The organism is Azospirillum sp. B4, assembly GCF_000333275.1.
Classification (GTDB): domain Bacteria; phylum Pseudomonadota; class Alphaproteobacteria; order Azospirillales; family Azospirillaceae; genus Nitrospirillum.
The window spans coordinates 1-9,638 of the sequence record NZ_BACU01000184.1 but is presented as its reverse complement, the minus strand read 5'-3'; the positions used below and the strand labels follow the sequence as shown (position 1 = coordinate 9,638).

Below are 9,638 nucleotides of genomic sequence, written 5' to 3'. Positions count from 1 at the left end.
CCCGCATCTTCGTGCGCGACCTGGTGGTGATGGCGACCATCGGCATCTACGAGCACGAGAAGCGCGAAGCCCAGCGCCTGCGCGTGAACCTGGACATGATGGTCCTGGACCGCCAGGGCCAGCGCCGCGACGACATCGCCGACGTGGTGTCCTACGAGGATGGGGTGAAGATCGTCCGCGACCTAGCGGCCCAGGGCCACCTGAACCTGGTGGAGACCTTCGCCGAGACGGTGGCGCACCGCCTGTTGGCCGACCCCCGGGTGCACAGCGTCACCGTGCGCGTCGAAAAGCTGGACGTCTTCCCCGACGCGGCCTCCGCCGGGATCGAGATCACCCGGCAGCGGGGGTGATCTCACTCCCCCGCCAGGGTCTTAACCTGGAAGCCATTGCTGCGCAGCGCCTCCACCACCCGTCCGGCGTCGCGCCATCCACCCAGGCCTCGCCCTTGAACTTCCAAACATTGCGGCGGTTCTGGATCTTCTGGACCTTGATCTCGACGCGGTCACCCGGCACCACCGGGCGGCGGAACTTCGCCTCCTCGATGGACATGAAATAGACCAGCTTGCCCTCGGCCGACTGCCCCAGCGTGTGCATGACCAGCACGGCGGACGTCTGGGCCATCGCCTCCACGATCATCACGCCCGGCATGACGGGCTTCTGCGGGAAGTGGCCGGTGAAGAACGGCTCGTTGATGGTGACGTTCTTGATGCCCGTGCAGCTTTCACCCGGCACGATGTCGACGACCTTGTCGATCAACAGCATGGGATAGCGGTGCGGGATCATCTGCATGATCCGCATGATGTCCAGGTCGGGCACCTTCCCAGAAACCTTCTGCTCTTCAGTCGTCACGTCCGTCACCTTGTCCATTCTTGCCCCGTACCAGACGGCCCAGCGCCGCGACCTGGCGCAGCCACTGGCGCATGGGCACCGCCGGCGAACCGCCGACCTTTTCCCCCGCCGCCACATCGCGCATGACGCCACTTTGCGCCGCGATCTGGGCGCCGGCGCCGATCTTCAAATGCCCCGTCACACCGGCCTGCGCCGCCAGCACGACATGGTGATCCAGCTTCGTGCTGCCCGATATACCCGCCTGGGCAACAATGACGCAGCCGGCACCAAGGTGCACGTTGTGCCCGATCTGCACCAAATTATCAATCATACAGCCCCGGCCGATGACCGTATCGGGCCCGGCGCCCCGGTCCACCGTGGCGTTGGCGCCGATTTCCACGTCATCCTCGATGAGGACGCGGCCCATTTGCGGCACGCGCACATGACCCGCCAGATCCATGGCGAAGCCGAAGCCGTCCTGGCCAATGCGGGCGCCAGGATAAATCGTGACGCGCGAACCCAGGATGCAATGGGTCAGCGAGGCGTTGGCGCCGATGACGCAATCGTCCCCAATCCGCACGTTGCGGCCGATGGTGGCATTGGCCGCTATGCGGCACCGGACGCCGATGACGGCCCCCGCCTCCACCACCGCGCCGGCGGCGATGTCTGTGCCCTCCCCCACCTCGGCGGTCGGGTCGACGTGGGCGCCGGCGCTGACCTGGCCCGACGGGGCGATGGCGGGATAGAAGGCCTGGGCGCACAGCGCATAGGCCTTGTAGGGGTTGCGCGACAGCAGCAGCGCCACGCCCACCGGCGCCCGGGATGCCAGCGCCGGATGCACCACCACCGCCCCCGCCTTGGTGGCGGAGAAAGCGTCCACATACTTCTTGTTGTCCAGGAAGCTCAACTGGGTCCCGTCGGCCGCATCCAGGGCCGCGACGTCGGCCAGCACCAGGGCCGCGTCGGATCCGGGCGCCACCTCGGCGCCGCAGCGCTGGGCCAACTCGGCAAGGGTGTAGGGTCCGGCCCGGTTGAAGAAACGGGGATCGGCCATGGGAACGGCACCTTTCGACGGCGGTGACCGCCCGGACGCCGGCCCGACAGGAGGCGCGCCCGGGCCGGGGGTCAGTTCGGAATGTTGACCGTTATCTGCGGCAACGTGGCGTTCAGGCGCAGCAGGACGGTGTTGGTGATGTCCAGCGCGTCATCAGCCATATAAATGATGTTGGAGCGGGGGATGACCAGGGTGAAGCCGCTTTCGCGCGCCACCTCGCCCACCACCCGCACCATGCTGTCGCGCAATTGCGCGCTGGCGGCGGAAAAGGCGTTGTCCAGCTGGCGGCGGCGTTCCTGCATGCGGCGCTGCATCTCGGCCACCTGCTGCTCGAAGTCCTTGCGCTTGGCATCGAAGGCCTCCTGCCCCAGCACGGTGCGCTGGCTGGCCAGTTCCTTCTCCGCTTGCCGCAGCAGCTGTTCCTGCTGCGACAGCTCAGCCTGGAATTTCTGCGTCTGCACACTGTCCTGCTGCTTCACGCTCTGCATGGCGGAGCATTTCTCCAGCAGGAACTGCACGTCGACCACGGCGATGGTGGTGACGGGCTTGGGCTGCTGCCCCGCCTCGGCCGCCGGCCTGGGTGCTGCCGCCTTCGTGGGCGCCGCCAGGGCCGGCTGCGCGGACGCCAGGGTCCCAAAACCAAGAACGAGGGCCGCCAAGGCGGCCCTCGCACTGGAAAGGCAAACGGCAGGGGTGCGGCGCGTGAACGCCATCATGTCCCGTCCCTTCGTTCTTAGAACTGGGAACCGAAGCTGAAGCGGAACTGCTGAATGCGGTCGTAGCTCTTCTTCATCCACGGATAGGCCAGGTCGATACGGATGGGGCCGAACGGCGACTTCCACGACACGCCCACGCCCGAGGAGGCGCGGAAAGCGAATTCGTCATGGAAATCGTCGCCGGCTTCCGGCTTTTCACCGCTCTGGTCCAGGGCGCCGATGTCGGTGAAGACGTGGAAGTCCACGCCCAGCTCCTCCGGCAGGCCCAGCGGGAAGGTGACTTCCGTCGTGCCGCGGGCCAGGCGCTTGCCACCCAGGGCGTCGTTGCCGCCCTGGGTGGTGAAGGCACGCGGGCCGACACCGGCCACCTGGAAGCCACGCAGGGTGTCGCCGCCCAGGAAGAAGCGGTCCTGAATGCGCACGAACTCGCCGCCCAGGCCCAGGATGTAGCCGACTTCGCCCTCGACCTTCAGCACCACGTTGCTGAACAGCGGGAAATAGATGCCGGAAGTCAGGCGGTTGCGCAGGAAGTGCACGCTGCCGCCCAGGCCGGCCACCTGGTTGGTGACGGTGAAGTAATAGCCCGAGGTGGGCTTCAGGCGGCTGTCGCGGGCGTCGAAGGTCAGGGCCGACTGGATGGACGAGGTCGTCGTCGCACCCACCTGCTCCTGCACGAAGCGCGAGGTCTCATACGTGATGTCGCTGATCCGGGTATGGGCCAGCGTGTAGGTGACCAGTTCGCGCAAGCGGTCGGAGATGGGGAAGCCGGCACGGATGTCGAAGCCCGTGCTGGACATGTCGTAGCTGTAGGACTCTTCCGTCGTGTTGGCGTTGCGGTCGGTACGGAAGAGGTCGACACCCACGGCCAGATCCCGGTTCATGAAATAGGGATCGGTGTAGGAGATCGTGAATTCCTTGGAGTAGTAGGACCACATCGTCGAGAAACGGATGTCTTGGCCCGTACCCAGGAAATTGCGCTGGCGGATGGAGAAGTCGATCAGCGCGCCTTCGGTGGTGGAGTAACCCAGGCCAACCTGGATTTCACCGGTGGACTGCTCGCTGAGGTCGACCGTCAGGACCGCCTGGTCCGGCGTGCTGCCCTCGCTGGGCTTGATCTTCACGTCATCGAAGAAACCCAGGTCCTTCACCCGTTGTTCGGAGCGCTTGACCTTGGAGGCGTTGAAGGGATCGCCTTCGGCCAGCAACAGCTCACGCCGCACCACCTTGTCCAGGGTGATGAGGTTGCCGTTGATGTCGATACGCTCGACGAACACACGCGGGCTGGGGTTGATCTCGAAGTGCAGGTCGACGGTCTGCGTGTCCGGGTGGCGCTCCTCGTTGGGGTCCACCTGCACGAAGGCGTACTGCTGGTCACCCAGCTTGTCCTGCAGCTTGTTGATCGTGCTTTCGATCTTGTCGGCGTTGAACCACTCGCCTTCCTTGGTCTCGATCACTTCACGCAGAGGTGCCAGATCGATGTCCTTGATGGCGCTGGTCAGCTCGATCTTGCCGAACTTGTAGCGCTTGCCCTCGTCCAGGGCCATGGTGATGAAGAACTTGTCGCGGTCCGGCGTCAGTTCCGCCACGGACGACATCACCCGGAAATCAGGGTAGCCGTTGCGGAAGTAGAAGCGGCGGATCTGTTCCTTGTCGTAGGCCAGGCGATCGGGGTCGTAGGTGTCGTCGCTGGACAGGAAGCGCCACCAACGCGATTCCTTGGTCACCATGACGTCGCGCAGATCGCTGTCGTCATAGATGTTGTTATTGATGAAGCTGATCAGCTGAACGCCGGTCAGCGGGCCCTCGTCGATCTCGAACACCAGATCGACGCGGTTCTGTTCCAGCTGGACGATCTTGGGTTCGATGCGCGCGGCGAAGCGGCCGTTGCGGCGATAGACGTCCAGCATGCGCTGCACGTCCTGCTGCACGCGGGACCGGGTGAACACCAGGCGCGAGCGCAGCTGGACCTCGGACTGCAGGTCCTCCGTCTTGACGCGCTTGTTCCCTTCGAACACCACCCGGTTGATGATTGGGTTCTCGACCACGCTCACCACCAGGGTGTCCGCATCGCGACGCAGGGTCACGTCGGCGAACAGGCCGGTGGCGAACAGGGCCTTCAGGGACTCATCGATCTTGTCCGGATTGAAGGCATCGCCTTGCGAAACCACCAGGTAGGAGCGGACCGTGGCCTGCTCGATACGCTGGGTGCCTTCGACGCGGATGTCCTTGATGACGCCACCGGACAGGATCTCCTGAGCCCAGGCACCGGACGAAAGCGCGACAGCTGACGTTGCGGTGGTGCCGGCGATTGCCAGGCACAGCGCCGCTACTCTCGAAACCGAACCCAATTATTTCCCCCGGTCAAACTTTGGAAATCAGAGACTTAACGAAGGCGCCCACACCAAAGTGGACGAGATCGTTCCAAGTGGCGAAAATCATGAGACTAAGTACCAAAGCCAGGCCAATCCGGAAACCATATTCCTGAGCGCGTTCGCCCAAGGGACGGCCCCGCAAAGCCTCCAGGCCATAGTACATGAGGTGTCCACCGTCCAGCATGGGAACGGGGAACAGGTTGATCAGGCCCAGATTGACCGACAACACGGTCATGAACCATATGACCTGGACGAAACCCACTTGAGCCATCTGGCCCGACATCTGCACGATGCGCAGCGGCCCGCCCAGATCCTCTGTGCCATGGGCGCCGATGATCATCTGGCCCACCGCGTCCAGTGTGCCGGTGATCAGCGCCCAGGTGCCCTTGCAGGCCGCCCAGACAGCGTTCAGCGGATCGCGGCGATGGTATTCGTCCTGGCCGCGGACGACACCCAGGCGGCCGATGCGGCTCTTGTTACCGAAGCGGTCCTCCGACTCCACCGCGCGCGGCGTGACCGTCAGGTCCACCTGCGCGTCGCCGCGCTGCACCTTCATGGCCAGCGGCATGCCCGGGCTGACGGCGATGATCTGCTGCAGATCCTCGAAACGCTCGATCGGGCGACCGTTCAGTTCCAGGACGCGGTCCCCGGCCTGGACGCCGCCGGCGGCGGCGGCGCTATCAGGCTCCACCTGCTGCACGGTGGCCGGCGTATAGGGCTGGCCGTAGAACATGAACAGCAGCGACATGGCGACGATGGCGAACAGGAAGTTCGCCATCGGCCCGGCGGCCACGATGGCCGCGCGCTGGCCCACCCGCTTGTGGTGGAAGGACACGGCGCGCTCTTCCGCCGTCATGGTCCGGGCCTCGGCCCCGGGACGGCTGGCGGCGTCGGCGTCGCCGAACATCTTCACGTACCCGCCCAGCGGAATCAGGCTGAACTTCCAGCGCGTGCCGGCGCGGTCGTTGAAGCCCCAGATTTCCGGCCCGAAGCCGATGGAGAACACGTCCACGCGCACGCCGTTGCGGCGCGCGATGTAGTAGTGGCCGAACTCGTGCACGAACACGAGGACGGTCAACACCACCAGGAAGGTGCCCCCATAGGTGCTGGCGTAGTTCACGATCTGATGCATCGTCCCAAACTCCAATAACACCCCCTCCTTCAGGGCCTCCCGCCGTCCCCGCCATCAGCCGGGAAACGGGACACGCATATGAAGAGGGCCTGTTTGCCTGGCCGCGATGGTGCGCCCGGATGGTGAACAAACCCTCACCATCAGCGCTTCGCGACCCGGCCGGCAGGCCCCGGTCATCCTTGAACGGCCGGGACCCCCGTTTCCTATCGCGCCTGAATCGCTTCCGTCGCAATCCGTCGTGCCACGGTATCCACTTCGCGCACATCGTCCAGTGAATTAAGGCGTGAATGCGGCACGGTCGTCATGGCGTGCTCCACAATACGCTCGATGTCCAGGAAACCGATGCGGCCATTCAGGAAGGCGGCCACGGCCACCTCGTTGGCGGCGTTCATCACGCAGGCGGCGCAACCGCCAGCCCGCATGGCCTCACGCGCCAGCCGCAGGGCCGGGAACTTCTCTGGATCAGGAGCGTAAAATTCCAGGCTGCCGGCCGTCACCAGGTCCAGCCGCTCCCCCGGGGTGGGGATACGATGGGGCCAGCCCAGGGCCACGGCGATGGGGGTGCGCATGTCGGGCGTGCCCAGCTGCGCCAGGACGGAGCCGTCGACATATTCCACCAGGCTGTGCACCACCGACTGCGGGTGGACCAGCACGTCGATCTTGTCCTCCGGCATGCCGAACAGGTGGTGGGCCTCGATGACCTCCAGGCCCTTGTTCATCATGGTGGCGCTGTCGACGGAGATCTTGGCGCCCATGTCCCAGGTCGGATGGGCCACCGCCTCCTTCACCGTGGCGCGCGCCATCTCCTCCCGCGTCTTCTTGCGGAAGGGGGCGCCCGAGGCCGTCAGGATCAGGCGGCTGACCCCTTCCACGCGGTCGGACTCGAAGACCTGGAAGATGGCGCTGTGCTCGCTGTCCACCGGCAGCAGGGTGGCGCCGTGACGCTTCACCTCCGCCATCATCAGCGAACCGGCGCAGACCAGCACTTCCTTGTTGGCGAAGGCGACGATGGCGCCGCGGCGGGCGGCGGCCAGCGTCGGCTCCATGCCAGCGGCGCCAACGATGGCGGCCATGACCCAATCGGCCGGCCGGGTGGCGGCATCCACCACGGCCTGGGCCCCGGCCGCGACCTCGATGCCGGTGCCGGCCAGCGCGTCCTTCAGGGCACCGTAGTGGGCCTCATCGGCCACCACGGCGGCCTTGGCGCGCAATTCCTTGGCCTGGCGGGCCAGCAGGTCCACGTTCTTGCGGGCGACCAGCGCCTCGACCTGGTATTTCTCCGGGTCGCGGGCGACCAGCTCGACCGTGTTGCAGCCCACCGAACCGGTGGACCCCAGGATGGTCACCGTGCGCGCGGCCGGAACAGCGACAGGCGCCGCCATGGCCTGCAGGGAACTCACCACCATGACCCATTCTCCCCAATGAGGGCGTGGAACAGCGCGAACACCGGCGCCGCCATGACCAACCCATCAATACGATCCAACAATCCACCGTGCCCGGGGATCAGCGAACCGCTGTCCTTCACGTCGCACCGGCGCTTCATATACGATTCGAACAGGTCGCCGGCCTGCCCCACCACCGCGATGACAGCGGCCACCAGGGCGCCGGCGCCGGGCGAGGACACGGTGGCCAGCGGCGACAGCGCCAAGCCTACCAAAGCCGCGGCCGCCATGCCGCCCAAAAGGCCGGCCCAGGTCTTCTTGGGGCTGATGCGCGGTGCCAGCTTTGGTCCGCCAATGGCGCGGCCTGCGACATAAGCGCCGATATCGGTGGCCCAGATGGCCAGCAGCAGGAAAAGGAACAGCCAGATGGCCTCGGGCCCCGCCCGGTTGCGAATCCAGTCCAGCGCCAGGCAGCCGCCACCGACATAGGGCACGATCAGCGCAAAGAAGATGGGTGCTGGCAAACGCCCGCCCTGCCCCGCCGTCCCGGCCTCCGGTTCCGGCGCGCCGGGATGACCGCCCGCGGCGGCCCACCACAGCAGCACCGTCTGCGCCGCCAGCAGGATGAGGCCGTAGAGCGGCCCGGCCACGAACTCCCCGCTCAGGGTCACCAGGATGGTCATAAGCCCCATGGCCGTGGCCCAGGGCTGGCGCCCCGGCACCACCAGGCGCAACCACTCCAGGGCGGCGATGACGGCCACCGCCACCAGCACCGCCTGGAAGACGATGCCGCCCAGCCAAACGGCCAGCAGGACCGGCGGTCCCAAGGCCAGGGCGGAGAAAATGCGGGTCTTCAGATCACCCGGCAGCTTGGCCAACAGCCCTTCAGCGCGTTCCAACCGTTGCCCCATACCGGCGGTCGCGCCGATGGAATTCCTGGATGGCGTCATCCAGGTCCTGGCGTCCGAAATCCGGCCACAGCGTTTCCACGAACACCAGCTCCGCATAGGCCATCTGCCATAGCAGGAAGTTGCTGATGCGCTTTTCCCCGCTGGTGCGGATCACCAGGTCCGGATCGGGGATGTCCCGGGTATAAAGGGATGCACCCAGGCTTTCCACCGTCACCTGGTCGGCCGTCAGGCGCCCGTCCCGCACCTGTTCCGCCAGATGGCGGGCGGCGTTGGCGATCTCTTGGCGCGAACCGTAGCTGAGCGCCATCACCAGGGTCAGGCCGGTGTTGTTGGCCGTCAGATTTTCCGCGTTCTGGATCAGCGTGACGATATCGGGCGCCAGGCGCGACCGGTCGCCGATGATGCGCAACCGGATGCCGTTCTTGTGCAGGGTGGCGATCTCCCCCCGCAGGTAGAACCGCAGCAGGTGCATCAGCTCGCTGACCTCCCCCTCCGGCCGGCTCCAGTTCTCCGAGGAGAAGCTGAACAGCGTAAGGTAGGACACCCCCAGTTCCCGCGCCGCCTCCAAGACCCGGCGCACCGCCTCCACACCCTTCTTGTGGCCGGCGGTGCGGGGCAGGCCGCGGCGCGTCGCCCAGCGCCCATTGCCATCCATGATGATGGCGATGTGGGCGGGCGGGCGGACGTTCAAGGGCGCTACGGCACCGGACATGGGACTCTCGGAACAGGAACTGGGACGGTCAAAGCGGAAAGCCGGATCAAGGACATCAGATCTGGGTGATGTCTTTTTCCTTGGCGGCGAACGCCTCGTCGATCTTCTTGATGTGGGCGTCGGTCAGGGCCTGCACCTTGTCCGACCACGTCTTGTGCTCGTCCTCGGACAGGTCGCCGTCCTTCTGCGCCCGCTTCAGCAGATCCATGCCGTCGCGGCGCACGTTGCGCACGGCCACGCGGGCCTGTTCCGCGTACTTGTTGGCCACCTTCACCAGTTCCTGGCGGCGCTCCTGGTTCAGGTCCGGGATGGGCACACGGATGGTCTGGCCTTCGGTCTGCGGGTTCAGGCCCAGGCCGGCCTCGCGGATGGCCTTTTCCGTGGCCTTCACCATGCTACGGTCCCACACCTGCACGGTGATCAGACGGGGCTCCGGCACGCCGATGGTGGCGACCTGGACCAGGGGCATATGCGACCCATAGGCCTCGACCGTCACCGGCTCCAGCAGGCTGGCCGACGCGCGACCGGTGC

At 66.0% G+C, this 9,638-nt stretch carries 10 protein-coding genes; 1 reads left to right on the top strand and 9 read right to left on the bottom strand.

Going from position 1 to position 9,638, the window contains the following annotated elements; translation table 11 throughout:
* Window positions 1–350, top strand: a 350-nt coding sequence (folB, locus tag I55_RS08225; protein WP_044560034.1) for a dihydroneopterin aldolase, incomplete at its 5' end; no start/stop codon positions are given.
* Here folB and fabZ read toward each other — a convergent pair.
* From fabZ to frr, 9 genes are all read right to left on the bottom strand, one after another.
* The gene (fabZ, locus tag I55_RS08220; protein WP_252181078.1) at window positions 331–867 is read right to left on the bottom strand and encodes a 3-hydroxyacyl-ACP dehydratase FabZ; all 537 of its coding nucleotides are present in this window, start codon (window positions 865–867) and stop codon (window positions 331–333) included. The two genes, folB and fabZ, sit on opposite strands and share 20 nt — an antisense overlap.
* Entirely contained in the window at window positions 839–1,882 is a 1,044-nt protein-coding gene (lpxD, locus tag I55_RS08215; RefSeq protein WP_044560033.1) for a UDP-3-O-(3-hydroxymyristoyl)glucosamine N-acyltransferase, read from the bottom strand. Before lpxD ends, fabZ begins: the two co-directional genes overlap by 29 nt.
* 71 nt (window positions 1,883–1,953) lie before the next feature.
* On the bottom strand, window positions 1,954–2,541 hold the full coding sequence (locus tag I55_RS08210) for an OmpH family outer membrane protein (RefSeq protein ID WP_159107139.1): 588 nt from the start codon (window positions 2,539–2,541) through the stop codon (window positions 1,954–1,956).
* Window positions 2,542–2,615: 74 nt separating this feature from the next.
* Window positions 2,616–4,946, bottom strand: coding sequence for an outer membrane protein assembly factor BamA (bamA, locus tag I55_RS08205; protein ID WP_044560032.1), 2,331 nt, complete (start codon window positions 4,944–4,946; stop codon window positions 2,616–2,618).
* Window positions 4,947–4,959: 13 nt separating this feature from the next.
* Complete coding sequence (gene rseP, locus I55_RS08200; protein ID WP_044560031.1) at window positions 4,960–6,102, bottom strand: RIP metalloprotease RseP; 1,143 nt, start codon at window positions 6,100–6,102, stop codon at window positions 4,960–4,962.
* A gap of 203 nt (window positions 6,103–6,305) precedes the next feature.
* The gene (locus I55_RS08195; protein ID WP_044560030.1) at window positions 6,306–7,508 is read right to left on the bottom strand and encodes a 1-deoxy-D-xylulose-5-phosphate reductoisomerase; all 1,203 of its coding nucleotides are present in this window, start codon (window positions 7,506–7,508) and stop codon (window positions 6,306–6,308) included.
* Window positions 7,499–8,434, bottom strand: coding sequence for a phosphatidate cytidylyltransferase (locus I55_RS08190; RefSeq protein WP_252181077.1), 936 nt, complete (start codon window positions 8,432–8,434; stop codon window positions 7,499–7,501). The genes I55_RS08195 and I55_RS08190 overlap by 10 nt, the downstream gene beginning before the upstream one ends.
* Window positions 8,370–9,107, bottom strand: coding sequence for an isoprenyl transferase (locus I55_RS08185; protein WP_044560028.1), 738 nt, complete (start codon window positions 9,105–9,107; stop codon window positions 8,370–8,372). The genes I55_RS08190 and I55_RS08185 overlap by 65 nt, the downstream gene beginning before the upstream one ends.
* A 55-nt stretch (window positions 9,108–9,162) precedes the next feature.
* The coding region (gene frr, locus I55_RS08180) for a ribosome recycling factor (protein WP_044560027.1) at window positions 9,163–9,638 on the bottom strand (476 nt) is incomplete at its 5' end.

What these genes read in the sequence shown, in the direction of transcription:
- I55_RS08190 (WP_252181077.1), bottom strand. Translation starts at nt 8,434, where the DNA reads ATGACGCCATCCAGGAATTCCATCGGCGCGACCGCCGGTATGGGGCAA.
- fabZ (WP_252181078.1), bottom strand. Translation starts at nt 867, where the DNA reads ATGGACAAGGTGACGGACGTGACGACTGAAGAGCAGAAGGTTTCTGGG.
- rseP (WP_044560031.1), bottom strand. Translation starts at nt 6,102, where the DNA reads ATGCATCAGATCGTGAACTACGCCAGCACCTATGGGGGCACCTTCCTG.
- I55_RS08185 (WP_044560028.1), bottom strand. Translation starts at nt 9,107, where the DNA reads ATGTCCGGTGCCGTAGCGCCCTTGAACGTCCGCCCGCCCGCCCACATC.
- I55_RS08195 (WP_044560030.1), bottom strand. Translation starts at nt 7,508, where the DNA reads ATGGTGGTGAGTTCCCTGCAGGCCATGGCGGCGCCTGTCGCTGTTCCG.
- lpxD (WP_044560033.1), bottom strand. Translation starts at nt 1,882, where the DNA reads ATGGCCGATCCCCGTTTCTTCAACCGGGCCGGACCCTACACCCTTGCC.